This window comes from Phenylobacterium sp. GW821-FHT12F10 (assembly GCF_058806695.1).
Map to the genome: position 1 here is coordinate 2,414,127 of NZ_JBXAPY010000001.1, position 16,147 is coordinate 2,430,273.

At 68.4% G+C, this 16,147-nt stretch carries 15 protein-coding genes; 10 read left to right on the top strand and 5 right to left on the bottom strand.

The features are described from left to right. Window positions 1-57: 57 nt before the first annotated feature. The gene (locus tag AC1RN5_RS12140) at window positions 58-2,985 is read right to left on the bottom strand and encodes a TonB-dependent receptor domain-containing protein (RefSeq protein WP_493041397.1); all 2,928 of its coding nucleotides are present in this window, start codon (window positions 2,983-2,985) and stop codon (window positions 58-60) included. A 171-nt stretch (window positions 2,986-3,156) separates the two neighbouring features. Beyond that, window positions 3,157-3,579: a cupin domain-containing protein gene (locus AC1RN5_RS12145; protein WP_493041398.1), complete on the bottom strand. Its 423-nt coding sequence runs from the start codon at window positions 3,577-3,579 to the stop codon at window positions 3,157-3,159. 248 nt (window positions 3,580-3,827) lie between these two features. Between AC1RN5_RS12145 and AC1RN5_RS12150 the strand changes: the two genes are divergently transcribed. Together AC1RN5_RS12150 and carB are read left to right on the top strand one after the other, a co-directional pair. Further along, window positions 3,828-4,034, top strand: coding sequence for a cold-shock protein (locus AC1RN5_RS12150; RefSeq protein WP_421930643.1), 207 nt, complete (start codon window positions 3,828-3,830; stop codon window positions 4,032-4,034). Window positions 4,035-4,252: 218 nt separating this feature from the next. Further along, entirely contained in the window at window positions 4,253-7,543 is a 3,291-nt protein-coding gene (gene carB / locus AC1RN5_RS12155) for a carbamoyl-phosphate synthase large subunit (protein ID WP_493041399.1), read from the top strand. A 4-nt stretch (window positions 7,544-7,547) separates the two neighbouring features. On the opposite strand, the gene AC1RN5_RS12160 is transcribed toward carB, so the two are convergent. Then, on the bottom strand, window positions 7,548-8,885 hold the full coding sequence (locus AC1RN5_RS12160) for an NRAMP family divalent metal transporter (RefSeq protein ID WP_493041400.1): 1,338 nt from the start codon (window positions 8,883-8,885) through the stop codon (window positions 7,548-7,550). A gap of 228 nt (window positions 8,886-9,113) precedes the next feature. On the opposite strand from AC1RN5_RS12160, the gene AC1RN5_RS12165 reads away from it, so the two are divergent. Continuing rightward, complete coding sequence (locus tag AC1RN5_RS12165; RefSeq protein ID WP_421930640.1) at window positions 9,114-9,293, top strand: hypothetical protein; 180 nt, start codon at window positions 9,114-9,116, stop codon at window positions 9,291-9,293. Window positions 9,294-9,330: 37 nt separating this feature from the next. Here the strand turns inward: AC1RN5_RS12165 and AC1RN5_RS12170 are convergent, their stop codons facing one another. Beyond that, window positions 9,331-9,849, bottom strand: coding sequence for a GNAT family N-acetyltransferase (locus tag AC1RN5_RS12170; protein ID WP_493041401.1), 519 nt, complete (start codon window positions 9,847-9,849; stop codon window positions 9,331-9,333). Window positions 9,850-9,950: 101 nt separating this feature from the next. Here AC1RN5_RS12170 and AC1RN5_RS12175 point away from each other — a divergent pair, with 101 nt between their 5' ends. Both AC1RN5_RS12175 and AC1RN5_RS12180 read left to right on the top strand, forming a co-directional pair. Further along, window positions 9,951-10,751 carry an SDR family NAD(P)-dependent oxidoreductase gene (locus tag AC1RN5_RS12175; RefSeq protein ID WP_493041402.1) on the top strand — a complete coding sequence of 267 codons (801 nt, stop codon included), beginning with the start codon at window positions 9,951-9,953 and terminating at the stop codon, window positions 10,749-10,751. Window positions 10,752-10,761: 10 nt separating this feature from the next. After that, complete coding sequence (locus tag AC1RN5_RS12180; RefSeq protein WP_421930637.1) at window positions 10,762-11,262, top strand: P-loop nucleotide/nucleoside kinase family protein; 501 nt, start codon at window positions 10,762-10,764, stop codon at window positions 11,260-11,262. Between the two features lie 6 nt (window positions 11,263-11,268). Here the strand turns inward: AC1RN5_RS12180 and AC1RN5_RS12185 are convergent, their stop codons facing one another. After that, window positions 11,269-11,901 carry a glutathione S-transferase family protein gene (locus tag AC1RN5_RS12185; RefSeq protein ID WP_493041403.1) on the bottom strand — a complete coding sequence of 211 codons (633 nt, stop codon included), beginning with the start codon at window positions 11,899-11,901 and terminating at the stop codon, window positions 11,269-11,271. A gap of 227 nt (window positions 11,902-12,128) precedes the next feature. Here AC1RN5_RS12185 and greA point away from each other — a divergent pair, with 227 nt between their 5' ends. From greA to pseG, 5 genes are all read left to right on the top strand, one after another. After that, the gene (gene greA / locus AC1RN5_RS12190) at window positions 12,129-12,602 is read left to right on the top strand and encodes a transcription elongation factor GreA (RefSeq protein ID WP_421930635.1); all 474 of its coding nucleotides are present in this window, start codon (window positions 12,129-12,131) and stop codon (window positions 12,600-12,602) included. Between the two features lie 87 nt (window positions 12,603-12,689). Then, on the top strand, window positions 12,690-13,682 hold the full coding sequence (locus AC1RN5_RS12195; protein WP_493041404.1) for a mitochondrial fission ELM1 family protein: 993 nt from the start codon (window positions 12,690-12,692) through the stop codon (window positions 13,680-13,682). After that, on the top strand, window positions 13,679-14,140 hold the full coding sequence (locus AC1RN5_RS12200) for a GNAT family N-acetyltransferase (protein WP_493041405.1): 462 nt from the start codon (window positions 13,679-13,681) through the stop codon (window positions 14,138-14,140). Before AC1RN5_RS12195 ends, AC1RN5_RS12200 begins: the two co-directional genes overlap by 4 nt. 105 nt (window positions 14,141-14,245) lie before the next feature. Next, window positions 14,246-15,010 (top strand): SDR family oxidoreductase, encoded by a 765-nt coding sequence (locus AC1RN5_RS12205; protein ID WP_493041406.1) that lies wholly within the window; start codon window positions 14,246-14,248, stop codon window positions 15,008-15,010. A gap of 67 nt (window positions 15,011-15,077) precedes the next feature. Next, window positions 15,078-16,145: a UDP-2,4-diacetamido-2,4,6-trideoxy-beta-L-altropyranose hydrolase gene (gene pseG / locus AC1RN5_RS12210; RefSeq protein WP_493041407.1), complete on the top strand. Its 1,068-nt coding sequence runs from the start codon at window positions 15,078-15,080 to the stop codon at window positions 16,143-16,145. Window positions 16,146-16,147 lie beyond the last annotated feature (2 nt).

Consider the following 16,147-nt stretch of genomic DNA (forward strand, 5'->3'; position numbering starts at 1 on the left):
GGTTAACGGCGGCCTAAGGTCTCGCCCCGGCCCAGGTCGGCCGGGGCGAGGTCTTGGCTAGAAGCGGGCCTTCACCCCGGCGAAGACGTAGCGCCCGTAGATGTCATAGGCCGCCGTGGTGGAGGTGTTGCCGGTGAGGCCCACGGGGATGTGCTTGTCGAAGGCGTTGTTGATCCCGACATAGACCTCGGTCCCCGCGCCATAGTCGAATTTGTAGCGGGCGATGAAGTCCTGGTACCAGACGGCCTCCACATAGGGCCGGTCGTTGCGCTCCAGGGAGGTGTCCTTGTTGCGCCGGACCTTGTCGATGTACTGGCTCTCCCAGGTGAGGGTCCACGGGCCCTGGCTGTAGGCCACCGAGGAGATGAACGACCAGCGCGGGTTGCCCAGCTCCCCCTCCTGGCGGTCCACCTCGTCTGGACTGTCGGCGAAGGCGTAGGTGCGCAGCTTCTCGGTGTAGTTGGCGGTGATCGAGGAGTTGATCCGCCCGTCCAGCCGCTTCATCGGCCCCCACCAGTCCTGACTCCAGTCGCCGATCGCCCGGCTGTAGGTGAGCTGGATGTCGTAGCCCGCCGTCGTCAGGGCCGCCTGGTTCAGGAAGCTCGACCGGTAGGAGACGATCTGCTTGCTCACCGGATCGCGGATGATCAGGGCGCAGTACTGGGCCGCCAGGGTGGGCCCGTCGACGCACTTGTCGGCGGCGTCCTGCGGATCGAGGAAGCTGATCGCGTCCTCGATCTGGATGTCATAATAATCGACCGTCAGGGCCAGGCCCGGGGCGAAGCGGGGCTGCAGGATGAAGCCCGCCGTCCAGGTCTCGGCGGTCTCGGGCTTCAGGTTGACGTTGCCGCTGGTGACCCCCGGAAACTGGTTGTCCGTGGCGTCCTGGAAGGTCACCCCGAGCGCCGCGCAGTTGGCCGGGCGGTTGGGATCCACCGCCAGGGACGACGCCTCGCAGGGATCGAAGACGCCGCTGAAGCCGGCCGTCGCCGGCAGGAAGGCCTCTGTGATGTTCGGCGCGCGCACCGCCTTGGAATAGGTGCCGCGGAAGCTGAGGTCGCCGATCGGCGCCCAGGTCCCGCCGATCTTGTAGGCGGTGGCGTCCCCGGCGTGGCTGTACTCGGCCTGCCGCACCGCCCCGGTCAGGGTCAGCTCGTGGAAGAACCGGCGGTCCCGCAGGATCGGGGCGTTGAATTCCAGGAAGGCTTCCTTGACCTCGAAGCCGCCGATGGCGTCGGGCTGCGGCGCCGTCTCGGTGATGCCGCTCTGAACCAGCGGGTCGTTGATGTTGCGGCTCTGCTCCTTGCGCCACTCCAGGCCGCCGGCGAAGGCCAGCGGACCGCCGGGCAGGTTGAGGAACCGACTGGTGTCGAAGGTGAAGGTGGCGTCGGCCACCTGCTGGGTGATGGTGTGGCTGCGGTCGGCCTCGAAGCTCACATAGTCGATGGCCGCCCGGGAGTTCTGCGCCCCGAACAGGTTGAAGGGCACGCAGGGCCCGCCCAGCAGTTGGTCGGCCGGCACGGGCGCGTAGCCGGGATACCAGGCCGAGGGCACGTCGCGGCGGCAGCGGATCTGGCCGCTGGCCGGGTCCACCACCGCGTCGATGGCGGAGTTGAAGTTGCCCGGGATCAGGCCGTTGGTCCCGTGGAAGGCGTTCTTGGTGCGGCCGAAGTTGTAGGAGGTCTCCCACTTCAGGTCGGCGAACCCGGCGTCCACCTCCCCTTCGAGCTGGCCCACCACGCGGAAGGTCTTGCGGGTCGTGTCGTCGTTGCGGCCGCCGATGTCGTAATTGACCCGGTTCACATAGAAGAAGGGCTCGGTGGGGAACCGGTCGAGCTGAGCCTGGATGGCCGGGGTGATGAAGGCGTTGTCGGGATCCAGTCCGTATTCGAAGGTTGTGAAGGACGGGCTGAAGGTGTCCAGGACATGGGTCTCGACATACTTCACGTCGCCGATGAACCGCAGCCTGTCGCTGAACTCGTAGCGGAAGGTCGAGGCCGCCCCGAACCGCGCCAGGCGCGGGATCACCACCGCCCCCTCGTCGCTGGATTCGCAGACCGCGCAGGGGCCGGCGAAGGAGCCGAAGAACAGGTTGTTGTCCCCGGTCCGCGGCGGGATCGCCGCCGGATTTCCGGCCGCGTCGAAACCGGTCACCGGGGTCAGGCTGCCGCCGCCGACGATGTTGCCGTAGCGGCTGAAGTACTCGGTCAGGACATAGGGCCGGAAGAGGCGGTCGGGGACGCCGTCGCGGGGTCCGGTGTCGGCGGGGTTCTCGATGGTCGCCCAGTCGGCCAGTCCGTCGATATTCGGGCCGCGCACCCGCTCCTGCTTGTCGCCGAACAGGGTCAGGGTGACGTTGCCGCGGTCGTCGGCGAAGTTCCAGCCACCGGTGGCCGACAGCGAGTAATTCTGGCCGTAGTTGCCATTGATCGGCGAGCCGTACTCGGCGCGGACCTCATAGCCCTCGAAATGATCCTTGAGGATGATGTTGATCACACCGGAGACCGCGTCAGAGCCGTAGATGGCCGAGGCGCCTCCGGTCACCACCTCGACCCGGTCCACCAGGGCCGTCGGAATGCTGTTGAGGTCGACGGCGGTGTCGCCCGCGTCGCCGGCGACATGGCGGCGGCCGTTCACCAGGGTCAGCGTCCGCGAGGTGCCCAGCCCCCGCAGGTCGGGGAAGCTCAGGCCCCCGAGATTGGCCCCGGAATCGGAATTCGCCCGCACGGTGCCCGAGGAGGCGAGCGCCGGAAGCTGGGCCAGGACATCCCCAAGGCTGGAGGTGCCGGCGTTCTCGATGGCGATCGAACCGACCGTGGTCACCGGAGTCGGCTGGTCGAGGTTGGGACGCGGAATCCGCGACCCGGTGACCACGACCTCCGAGACCGAGACGTCCTCCTGGGCAAGGGCCGGCGAGACCCCCAGGAGCAGCGCCGCCGCGCCCGACAGCAGCGAGGTGGACAGCAGATGTGATTTCAACAGCACGAGGTGACTCCCCTTGATATGTCAGGGGAAATCACGGACCCGTGGCGACCTAAGCGGTCGTTTCCCCAACCCAAGGGTGAAACCAGATCAACCCCAGGGCGGGTTCCGCTCGCCTGCGAAGAGAGTTCGCACTGCGGCTTTCATGTCACATTTGTTACGGATTGGCGGGTCCTAGGGCGCCTTGCGGACGATATTGACCTGGCCCGGCGGCGCCTGGTCGATGACCAGCAGCGTCACCGGCTTGCCGTCGAGGGCGACCGCCTGGTGCCACTGGTCGCGGGACTCCACCGCGAACATTCCGGCCCGCAGCACCTGAACCGTGCCGGTGTCGAGGTTGGTGACCTCCAAGGCGCCCTCCTGGATATAGCCGTAGCGCGGGAAGGGATGCTTGTGGGCCGCGATGACGCCCCCGGCCGGGAGGGTGGTCTCGGTGACCGTGACCCGTATCGGCCCCTGGGGCAGCAGGATCGGCTGGCCCGACATGGTGGTGTCGATCACCGCCACGGGCTTGGCGATCGCGCCGGGCGGGGCCTGGGCGGCGGCCGGCGCGGCCAACAGGGCCAGGGCGGCGGCCAGCGGGAACAGCTTCGTCATGTGCAGTTGGCTCCGAATGGGGCGGCGCGGGCGCGCGTTGCTCTGTCTATCAGGGGCTCGTCAGCAACGCCCGCCCGTCTTGCTTTCAGGCGGCTTTTGCGACAAGATGGAGAGGTCAAACTCGTAGGTTCGGCTGACTTTCGACGTGTCCATGGACGCACCGGACCTGCTTCCGATCCCCCCGAAATTTGATCCTCCGTCCGAGAGCTTCGGGCGCGGGGAATATCTATCCAAGGACGAATATCTCTATGTCTACCGGCACCGTGAAATGGTTCAACGGCACCAAGGGTTATGGCTTCATTCAACCCGATGAGGGCGGCGCGGACGTGTTCGTGCACATCTCCGCCGTTGAACGCGCCGGGCTTCGTTCGCTGAACGAAGGCCAGAAGGTCACCTACGAGCTCGAGCGCGACAAGCGCAGCGGCAAGATGTCTGCGGGCAACCTGCAAGTCTAGCTTCGCTGCGGGCCTCGCGCCCTGACGAAGCCTACAGGAATGGGTCGGCGCTTCCCGCGCCGGCCCATTTTCTTTGGCCGGCCGCGCCGCATCCTCGCCTGCGAGCCCCTGCCCGCTTGCGCAGGCCCGACTCCCTCTCTAAACGGGCGCCTTAACCTACAGATTGAACGGGAACGGCGCGCGGCAACGCGCAGCCGCCCTTACGCGCGGACGCAACGATGCCCAAACGGACAGACATTTCCTCGATCCTGATCATCGGCGCCGGTCCCATCATCATCGGTCAGGCCTGCGAGTTCGACTATTCGGGGGTCCAGGCCTGCAAGGCCCTGCGCGCCGAGGGCTACCGCATCGTGCTGGTCAATTCGAACCCGGCCACGATCATGACCGACCCCGATGTGGCCGACGCCACCTATATCGAGCCGATCACCCCGGAGATCGTCGAGAAGATCATCGCCAAGGAGCGCCCGGACGCCCTGCTGCCCACCATGGGCGGCCAGACCGCGCTGAACACCGCCCTGGCCCTCGAGGCCTCCGGGGTGCTGGCCAGGTACGGGGTGGAGATGATCGGGGCCAAGGCCGACGTCATCGACAAGGCCGAGGACCGCCAGAAATTCCGCGACGCCATGGACAAGCTGGGCCTCGAGAGCCCCAAGTCCAAGGCCGCCCACTCCATGGACGAGGCCCTGGAGGGCCTGGAGTTCGTCGGCCTGCCGGCCATCGTCCGCCCGTCCTTCACCCTGGCCGGAACCGGCGGCGGCATCGCCTACAATCTCGAGGAGTTCCACGAGATCGTCGCCCGCGGCCTGGACCTCTCCCCCACCACCGAGGTGCTGATCGAGGAGAGCGTGCTCGGCTGGAAGGAGTACGAGATGGAGGTGGTCCGCGATAAGGCCGACAACTGCATCATCGTTTGCTCCATCGAGAACATCGACCCGATGGGGGTCCATACCGGCGACAGCATCACCGTCGCCCCGGCCCTCACCCTGACCGACAAGGAATACCAGATCATGCGCGCGGCCTCGATCGCCGTGCTGCGCGAGATCGGCGTCGAGACCGGCGGCTCCAACGTCCAGTTCGCGGTCAATCCCGCCGACGGCCGGATGGTGGTGATCGAGATGAACCCGCGGGTGTCGCGTTCCTCGGCGCTGGCGTCGAAGGCCACCGGCTTCCCCATCGCCAAGGTCGCCGCCCGCCTGGCCGTGGGCTACACCCTCGACGAGCTGATGAACGAGATCACCGGCGGGGCGACGCCGGCCTCCTTCGAGCCCAGCATCGACTATGTCGTCACCAAGATCCCCCGCTTCGCCTTCGAGAAGTATCCGGGCTCCGAGCCGCACCTGACCACCGCCATGAAATCGGTGGGCGAGGTCATGGCCATCGGCCGCACCTTCGCCGAGAGCCTGCAGAAGGCCCTGCGCGGCCTCGAGACCGGCCTGACGGGCCTGGACGAGATCGACATCGAGGGCGCCGACGATCCGGACACCGGCCGCGCCGCCGTGCTGCGCGCACTCGGCATGCCCACCCCTGATCGCCTGCGGGTGATCGCCCAGGCCTTCCGCCACGGCCTGTCGGTGGAGGAGATCCACGGCGCCTGCTCCTACGAGCCCTGGTTCCTGCGCCAGCTGGAGACCCTGGTGCGCACCGAGGGCCACATCCGGGCCGCCGGCCTGCCCGTCACCGCACAGGGCTTCCGCGCCCTGAAGGCGCAGGGCTTCTCCGACGCCCGCCTGGCCAAGCTCACCAATACCCCCGAGGCCAAGGTCCGGGCCCTGCGCCAGGAGTTGGCCGTCCGCCCGGTCTTCAAGCGCATCGACAGCTGCGCCGGCGAGTTCCGCGCCGCCACGCCCTACATGTATTCGACCTACGAGACCGGCGCGCTTGGCCAGGAGCCCGAGTGCGAGAGCGACCCCACCGACCGCAAGAAGGCCATCATCCTGGGCGGCGGTCCCAACCGGATCGGCCAGGGGATCGAGTTCGACTACTGCTGCTGCCACGCCGCCTTCGCCCTGGCCGACCTGGGCGTCGAGTCGATCATGGTCAACTGCAACCCGGAGACCGTGTCGACGGACTACGACACCTCCGACCGCCTCTATTTCGAGCCGCTGACCGCCGAGGACGTGCTGGAGCTGATCGCCGTCGAGCAGCGCAACGGGACCCTGCTGGGGGTCATCGTCCAGTTCGGCGGCCAGACCCCGCTGAAGCTGGCCCAGGCCCTCGAGGACGCCGGCATCCCGATCCTGGGCACCAGTCCCGACGCCATCGACCTGGCCGAGGACCGCGAGCGCTTCCAACAGCTGCTGCACAGGCTGGAGATCGCCCAGCCGATCAACGCCATCGCCCGCAGCCGCGACGAGGCCTTCGCCGGCGCCCACGCGGTGGGCTACCCCATCGTGATCCGTCCCTCCTACGTGCTCGGCGGCCGGGCCATGGAGATCATCCGGGACGACGAGCAGCTCGAGCGCTACGTCAACACCGCCGTCCAGGTGTCCGGCGATAGTCCGGTCCTGATCGACCAGTATCTCAGCCGCGCCACCGAGGTGGACGTCGACGCCATCTGCGACGGCAAGGACGTGTTCGTGGCCGGCGTCATGGAGCACATCGAGGAGGCCGGGGTGCACTCGGGCGACAGCGCCTGCTCCCTCCCCCCCTTCTCCCTGAAGCCGGAAACCATCGCCGAGCTGAAGGCCCAGACCGTGCGCATGGCCCTGGCGCTGAACGTGAAGGGCCTGATGAACGTGCAGTTCGCCATCGAGGAGCCGCACTCGGAGACCCCGCGGATCTTCGTCCTGGAGGTGAACCCGCGCGCCAGCCGCACCGTGCCCTTCGTGGCCAAGACCATCGGCAAGCCCCTGGCCGCCATCGCCGCCAAGGTGATGGCCGGCCGGCCCCTGTCGGAGTTCGACACCAGCGAGCCTCCCTATGACCATATCGCGGTGAAGGAAGCCGTCTTCCCCTTCGCCCGTTTCGCCGGGGTCGACACCATCCTGGGCCCGGAAATGCGCTCCACCGGCGAGGTCATGGGCCTCGACTGGCGTCGCGAGGGTGAGGACCTGGCGCCGGCCTTCGCGCGCGCCTTCGCCAAGGCCCAGCTCGGCGGCGGCGTCACCCTGCCCAAGACCGGCTGCGTGTTCGTCTCGGTCCGCGAGGCCGACAAGCCTTGGATCGTCGAGCCGATCCGCCTGCTGCTGGGCCAGGGCTTCCGGGTCCTCGCCACCGGCGGCACCGCGGCCTATCTGGGCGAACAGGGCCTGGCCGTCGAGCATGTGAAGAAGGTGCTGGAGGGCCGGCCCCACATCGTCGACGCCATGAAGAACGGCGAGGTCCAACTGGTCTTCAACACCACCGAGGGCAAGCAGTCAGTGGCCGACAGCTTCGAGATCCGCCGCACGGCCCTGATGATGAAGACCCCCTACTTCACCACCGCCGCCGGCGCCCTCGCCGCCGCCCAGGCCATCGCCGAGACCGCCAAGGCGCCCCTCGAGGTCCGTCCGCTGCAGAGTTACGCCTGATCGGCTAGAGCGCCCCGGCCATCTGGGCGAACATCACCCCGGCCGCCGCCGCCATGATCGCCACCGCCGCCCAGCCCACCACGCGCTGGACCGGGGTGGCGGTGAAGGCGCCCATGATCGACTTGCGGGTGGCCACCAGCATGATCACCACCATCAGCGGCACGGCGATCACGCCGTTGATCACCGCGCTCCAGAACAGGGCGCGGATCGGGTCCAGGGGCGAATAGTCGAGGATCACCCCGGCCAGGATCGCCACCCCGATCACCCCGTAGAAGCCGTGGGCTTCGCTGAAGCGGCTCTCCAGGCTGGCCTTCCAGCCCATGGCCTCGGAGAGCGCATAGGCCGCCGAGGCCGCCAGCACCGGCACCGCCAGCAGGCCGGTGGCGACGATGCCCAGGGCGAACAGGATGAAGGCCAGGTCCCCGGCCATCGGCCGCAGGGCCATGGCCGCCTGGGCCGCGGTCTGGATCTGGGTGATCCCGGCCGCGTGCAGGGTGGCGGCGGTGGCCAGCATCACGAAGAAGCCGATGCCGTTGCCGTAGGCCATGCCCAGATAGGTGTCCCAGCCGATCCGCTTGAGTTCGTACTCGGCCTCCTCGGGGTGCTCGGTGAGGGGGTGTTCGTTGGGGTGAAGGGTGACGTCCTCCACCTCCTCGGCGGTCTGCCAGAAGAACAGGTAGGGACTGATGGTGGTGCCGAACACCGCCACCACCACCGTGGCCGTCGCCAGGTCGAGCTGGATCCGAGGCGCGATGGTCTGGGCCACCACCTCGGTCCAGGGGATGTGGGTCGCGAACGCCACCGCCACATAGGAGAACAGGGCCAGCGTCATCCACTTCAGGAAGCCCACATAGCGGTGGTAGGGCACGAAAACCTGAAGTAGCAGGGAGAAGACCGCCAGGCCCAGGGTGAAGACGTGCCGGCTTCCGCCGAACACCAGCTGGGCGGCCTCGCCCATGGCCGCGACGTCGGCGGCGATGTTGAGCACATTGGCCAGCAGCAGCAGACCCACGACGCCCAGCACCACCCAGCGCGGGAACGTCCGGCCGATATTGGCCGCCAGGCCCCGGCCCGTCACCCGCCCGATCCGGCCGCAGACCGACTGGAAGGCCGCCATGAAGGGATAGGTGAGGAAGGCGGTCCACAGCATGCCCAGCCCGAACTGGGCGCCGGCCTGGCTGTGGGTGGCGATGCCGCCCGGATCCTCGTCGGCCGCTCCGGTGATCAGACCCGGACCAAGGGCGGTGAAGGGATTGAACCGCCGCCGCGTCGCCGTGGTGGTCGCCTCCGCCGGGCTTGAAGCCGGAGCCCTGCGCGCGTTCTCGCCCTTGTCGATGTCCATGCCTCGACATCTCATAGTCCGCGCCCGCTACACAACAGCTTGACCAGAGGCCGCGACAATTGACCGAACGCGGTTTGGGGAGCACGCTTCGGTTGTCGCCTTGCTTCGGCAGGCGCGAAGGGCGTGCTTCCGGCGGCCCCTGATGACTGACCGGACTAAGCCCTAGAGGGCGCCTGTCGCAGTCTGGCGTGAGGACTTGTTCCTCCAACAGAATGCGAGGGAAACGCCATGTCAGAAGATCTCAAGACCGGCGAAGGCGCCGTCCATCACCACAAGAACCGGCACCTCTATGAACGTTTCGAGGGGCTGATCGGCGTGTTGATGGTCGCCGCGGTCGTCGTGCTGGCCATCGGGCTGATCTACGGCGTCATGACCACCGGCGACTCGACGCCCGCCTGGATGCGCTAGAGCCCACCGGCGGCCTGGTCTGGCCGCGGGACGCGCTTCAGAGCGTCCGCGCCAGCACCGGGTCGTCGTAGACCCTGGCGCCCACCTTGAACTTGCGCACGCCCACCTCCACGAAACCCTGGCGGGCGTAGAAGGCCATTGCGCGCTCATTTTCGCGATAGACCCCCAACAACATGCGGCCAGATCCCGCCGCCCGGGCGCCCTCCAGCGCCGCCGCCATCAGCCTCCCGCCCAGACCCGAGCCGTGGAACCTGTGCAGCAGGTAGATCCGCTTCAGCTCGACATCGCCGGCCTCCGAGGGTGTCGGCAGGTCCGGCGGACAGAGCACGGCGTAGCCCACCGGCGCCTGGCCCTCCGCCATCTCCGCGATCCACAGCCGATGATCGGGCCGGGCCAGGGCCCGGGCGTAATAGGCCTCCCCATGCTCCGTCGCGCAGTGATCCAGGATGTCGGCCACCGGCAGGGTCCCGGCATAGGTCTCGAGGAAGGTGGCCTGCCCCACCAGGGCGAGCGCCGCGGCGTCGCCGGGGCCGCAGGGCCGGATCGTGATGCTCATGCTCGCGCATCTAGCACGGCTGACGCTGCGTGATGCTGGCGAAGACCCCGGCCCTGCGCTAGGCGTCAGGCAAGTTCGAACAACAGGTCTGGGGAAACGACATGACGGGACGCGTTTCAGGCAAGGTGGCGCTGATCACCGGCGGGGCGAGCGGCATCGGGCGCGGTTGCGCCGAGCGTCTGGCCGAGGAAGGCGCGATCGTCGTCATCACCGACCTGCAGGACGACAAGGGCGCGGAACTGGCCGCGGCCATCACCGCCAAGGGCGGCAAGGCCCAGTACCATCACCACGACGTCACCTCCGAGGAGGCCTGGATCAAGGTGGCCGCGGCCATCAAGGCCGACCACGGCCGGCTCGACATCCTGGTCAACAACGCCGGCATCGGCATCTCCGGCTCGGTGCTGGACATGGCGCTCAGCGACTTCCAGCGCCAGGTGGCGATCAATCTGGACGGGGTCTTCCTGGGCGTGAAGCATTCCATCCCGGTGATGCGCCTCAGCGGCCAGGGCGGCTCGATCATCAACATGTCCTCGGTGGCCGGCCTCAAGGGCTCGGCGATCCTGGCCGGCTACTGCGCCACCAAGGGCGGCGTGCGCCTGTTCACCAAGGCCGTGGCCATGGAGTGCGGGAACGCCAAGGACGGCATCCGGGTCAATTCCGTCCATCCGGGCATCATCGAGACCCCGATCTGGGACGACATCATCGGCACCGGCGAGCCCGGCGACAACGCCCGCCCGCCCCGGCCGCAGGTGCTGGACGCCATGAGCGCGGACGCGGTGCCCCTGGGCGGCAAGGGATATCCCCTGGACATCGCCAACGGCGTCCTCTGGCTGGCCTCCGACGAGAGCCGCTATGTCACCGGGGCCGAATTGGTCATCGACGGCGGCCTCTCGGTGAAGTAACCGGCGGCCCATGACCGCCACCCTGCACGTGATCTTCGGCCCCTCGGGCGCCGGCAAGTCCACCTACGCCCAGCAGCTCGCCCGCCGCGAGCCGGCGATCTGCTTCGCCATCGACGAGTGGATGGCCCGGCTGTTCGCCGCCGACATGCCCGAGCCGCTGGAGTTCGAGTGGATGATGAGCCGGGTCGAGCGTTGCGAGGCGCAGATCTGGTCGGTGGCCGCCGCCGCCATGGCCGCCGGGACCTCGGTGGTCCTGGACCTCGGCCTGATGCGCCGGTCGGACCGGGCGCGGGTCGCCGAGATCGCGGAGGCCTGCGAACTGCCGATCCAGTTCCACTTCGTCACCGCCGCCCCGGAGGTCCGCCGCGCGCGGGTCCTGGAGCGCAACGAGGTGCGCGGCGAGACCTTCGCCATCGAGGTCAGCCCCGACATGTTCGACTTCATCGAGGGCGTCTATGAGGCGCCCGAGGCCGAGGAGCTGAGGGGCGCCATCGTCTCCGAGAGCGCCTGACCGCGCTCAGCGCATCGGCGGGAACAGGTGGGCCGGCCAGGTGGCGTCGGCGGCCCGGTGATAGGCCTCCCGGTGGGTCAGGCGGGCGTTGTAGTCCAGCAGCACCGGATGCTCCGGCAGCTCCTTGCGGTAGAGCGAGGTGGAGATCACCGAGCCCAACATGACGTCGGCGGCGGAGAACCGGTCCCCCAGCAGGTAGTCTCGGCCCTTCAGGCTCTCGGTCAGGACGTGGACGACGTCCTCATAGTCGCCGAAGCCGGTCTCGCGGCCGGGCAGGTCGATGTGCTTGCCGTGCAGCACCAGCAGCGGCTCCAGCACCGCCGTCGAATAGACCATCCACTTCAGATAGGCGCCGCGCTCCACCTCGTCGATCCTGGGCGCCAGGGTCCCGTAGCCGTAGCGGTCGGCCAGGTAGAGGCAGATGGCCGGGTTCTCGCTGACCACCACCTTGCCGTCGGTGATGGTGGGCACCTTTCCCGACGGATTGAGCTTCAGGTATTCAGGCTTCTTCTGGTCGCCCTTGGCGATGTCGACGGTCTGGACCTGGAAGGCGACGCCCAGCTCCTCCAGCAGCCAGTAGGCCGTGAAGGCCCGACTGGCGGGCGAGTGGTAGAGGGTGATCCCTCGTTTGGCGGCCATTAAGTGTCGTCTTTCGTTGCAGCGCCAATCTAGGCGCCCCGTCAGACCGGCGCCACCGCGCGCCGCCGTTTGCGTCCCGGTTCTGCGACGCAAATCTGGCCGCGGGGATTATGCTGCATTGCACCCCTTGAGTTTTCACACCCTGGCTTCTATCCTCTATCCCCCCGGTCGCCTGCGCCCGCGGCCGGAACACAAACCCAAGGGCGAACCCGAGTCACCTATCTGCCATGGAAAAAGTCCCGATGACCGCCGAGGGCTATCAAGCCCTCGACGAAGACCTGAAGCGTTTGAAAACCCTGGAGCGACCAGCAGTGATCGCGGCCATCTCGGAAGCTCGCCAGCATGGCGACCTCTCGGAAAACGCCGAATACCACGCTGCGAAGGAGCGCCAAGGCTGGATTGAAGGCCAAATCGCCGACATTGAAGATCGGATGGCCCGCGCACAGGTCATCGACGTGTCCAAACTTTCCGGCACTCAGGTAAAGTTCGGCGCCACGGTCTCCGTCGTCGACGAGGACACCGAGGACGAGGCTCGCTACCAGATCGTTGGCGAGCACGAAGCCGACGTGAAGTCGGGCAAGATCTCCATCGCCTCTCCGATCGCGCGCGCGATGATCGGCAAGGAGATGGGCGATGTCGTCGAGGTCAACACCCCCGGCGGCACCAAGGCCTACGAGATCCTCAAGGTCGAGTGGGTCTAGCTAGGTCTTAGCTGAGACAAAAAGGTCGTTATTGTGAAGCTGGCGAGAGTCAGCTTCCCGACTCGCGCCTGAACACGGAACCTGCGCTTGGCGAAAACCCCCGACACGCCGCCGCTCGTCATCTGGGCCGTCTCCGACGGGCGCGCCGGGATGGAAAGCCAGGTCGTGGGCCTGGCCAACGCCATCGCGGCCAAGCGCAAGGCGCAGGTGGTGGTCAAGCGCGTCGCCTGGAAGGGCCGCATCGGCCGTCTGCCCTGGTGGCTGAATCCCTTCCCGCTGCGGGCCCTCAAGCCTGAGAGCGGGATCGTTCCGCCGTGGCCCGACATCTGGCTGGCCGCCGGCCGCGCCACCCTGCCGCTCTCCATCCGCCTCAAGGCCTGGTCGAAGAACACCACCTTCGTGGTCCAGACCCAGGACCCGCGGATGCCCACCGGCCTGTTCGACCTGGTGATCCCGCCCAAGCATGACCGGCTGCAGGGGGAGAACGTCTTTCCCATCACCGGCTCCCCCAACGGGATCAACGCCAAGCGCCTGAAGGCCGAACTCGCCCGCTTCAAGAAGCTGATCGATCCCCTGCCCCGGCCCCGGGTGGCCGTGGTGATCGGCGGCAAGTCCAAGGCCCACAACCTGTCGGTGGAGCGCGCCGCGGCCATCGCCCACGAGATCGAGCTGCCGATCGCCCAGGAGGGCGGCTCGGTGATGGTCACCTTCTCCCGCCGCACCCCGGACGCCGCCCGGGCCCTGCTGACCGCGCGGTTGAAGCACATGCCCGGAGTGATCTGGGATGGCGAGGGCGAGAACCCCTATTTCGCCTTCCTGGCGGCGGCCGACTACATCCTGGTGACCGAGGATTCCACCAACATGGCCACCGACGCGGCCTCCACGGGAAAGCCGGTCTTCATCGTCAAGATGGAGGGGGAGAGCCTGAAGTTCCGCCTGTTCCACGAGGACCTGGAACGGCTTGGCGCCGCCCGACCCTTCGGCGGCGCCTTCCACAAGTGGAAATATCCGCCGCTGGCCGAGACCGACCGCGCCGCCGCCGAGGTGCTGCGCCGCTATGACGAACGGACTCCCGCGTGAGCGTCGAGATCCGCCCCGCCACGCCGGCCGACCTGGCCGCCATCCTGGCCCTGGACCCGGTGGCCCGCCGCGAGGAGCGCCGCCACGACTATGTCAGCCGCGCCGTCGCCGGCGACCGGGGCATGGATGTCCGCGTGCTGGTGCTGGACGACGAGGTCGCCGGCTACGCCATCATGGCCGAGTTCTTCGGCCACCCCTTCCTGGAGCGGATCTACACCGGCGAACGCTTCCTGCGCCGGGGCGTGGCCGCCGCCCTGATGGCCAATATCGAGGCCAATTTCGAGGGCGACCGCATGTTCGTCTCCTGCAACGAGTCCAATGAGGTCATGCGCACCCTGCTGGTGGCGCGCGGCTACCGCGTCTCGGGCATGGTGGAGAATCTCGACCCCGGCGATCCGGAGCTGTTCTTCGTGATCTTCCGCGACGCCCTGGACGCCGCCATCGAGGCCGCCAGTTAGGGGCCGATGCCGGGTCCGGTCGCCGCCAGACCCCGTCTCTACGCCCGCCTATGAACCCCACCTCGGCGGGCCCCTCCGGCCCGCTCATGTCGGAAGGGTGGTCTCATGGCCGTGCTCAGCAACAAGGTCGCCATCGTCACAGGCGCCAGCTCAGGAATTGGGGAAGCCGTAGCCAGGCTCTTTGCCCGCGAAGGCGCAAAGGTCGTGGTCACGGCGCGCCGTGCGGCGGAACTGTCGGCCCTGGTCGAGGAGATCGCGCGTCACGGCGGCGAGGCGGTCGCCGTGCCAGGCGACGTCCGCCACGAGGCCCTGGCCGAGGCCCTCGTGGCGACCGCAACCGCCCGGTTCGGCGGTCTGGACATCGCGTTCAATAACGCCGGGGTCCTGGGCGAGATGGCTCCCGCGCCGGGGATTTCGGCCGACGGCTGGCGCGCCACCCTGGAGACCAACCTCACCAGCGCCTTCCTCTGCGCCAAGCACCAGATTCCGGCCATGGTCCTGCGCGGAGGCGGTTCGATCATCTTCACCTCCAGCTTTGTCGGCCACACGGTCGGGTTCCCCGGCATGGCGGCCTATGCGGCCAGCAAGGCCGGCATGGTCGGGCTGACCCAGGTGATCGCCGCGGAATTCGGCGCCCAAGGGGTCCGCGCCAACGCCATCCTGCCCGGCGGGACCGACACCGCCGCTGGCCGTGAAGTGGCCAACACGCCGGAGGCCCGCGCCTTCATCGCCCAGTTGAACGCGCTGAAGCGTCTGGCCGAGCCGGAGGAGATCGCCCGCTCGGTGCTTCACCTGGCCTCCGACGCCTCCAGCTTCATGACCGGGACGGCCATGCTGGTGGACGGAGGTGTCTCCATCAACCGGACCTGATCCTCCACAGCCTGTGCTTTAGAGCCGCCTTCCCAGCGCCCCGCTTTGGGCCTTCCATGCACGGGAAATGATTCCCGCCCGCCCCCGCATCCTGTTCGTCGCCAACGCCGGCCCCGAGGTCGGCGGCGGCCACGTCATGCGCTGCATCACCCTGGCGCGGGCCCTGGGAGAGCGGGGCGCCGACTGCGCCTTTGTCTGCACCCCGGCGGTGGCGGCCCTGCTGGAGGTCTTCGGCCCGGAGATACCCCGCGAGGAGGCCACCTCGCTCGAGCCCGACGACATCGCCGACGCCCTGACCGGCGTGCGCTTCGACGCCGTGGTCTTCGATCACTACGGCCTGTCGCGCGGCCACCACGAGGCCCTGGCCAAGGGGCGCTCCAGCCTGGTGATCGACGATCTGGCCGACCGGCCGCTGGCGGCCAATGTGGTGCTGGACTCCGGTCCCGGCCGCCAGGCCAGTGACTACGCCCTGTTCACCGACCAGAAGACCCGCCTGCTGCTGGGCCCCGAATACGCCCCCGTCCGGCCGGAGTTCGCCCATCTTCGCAACGCCGCCCTGTCGCGGCGCGGGGGCGAGGTGCGCCGCGTGCTGGTGGCGCTCGGCCTCACCGACGTCGGCGGCGTCACCGCCCGGGTGGTGGAGCGCCTGCGGCAGAGGCTGAGCGGCGTCGCCCTCGACGTGGTGCTGGGGGCCGGCGCGCCGAGCCTGCCTGGACTGCTGAAGATCGCCGCCCGCGACCCGCGCATGACCATCCACGTCGACACCCAGGAGATGGCGCGACTGATCCTCGAGGCCGATATCGCCATCGGGGCGGCGGGCTCCAGCATCTGGGAACGCTGTGTCCTGGGCCTGCCCTCCGCCATCCTGGTCCTGGCCCAGAACCAGCAGGGCGCCGCCGACGCCCTCGCCGAGCGCGAGGCCGCCCTGGTGATCGACGTCAACGCCGACAATCTGGACGGACGGATCGACCGGGCCATCGTGCGGCTGATGACCGACGCCCCCCTGCGCGCCCGGCTCAGCGCCGCCAGCGCCGCCATCTGCGACGGCCTGGGGGCCGGACGGGCGGCCGAGGCCTTCCTGCAGGTGATCGCCAGCCGCGACAGCCTGCCTCACCCCGAGCCGTCTCAACCTTAACG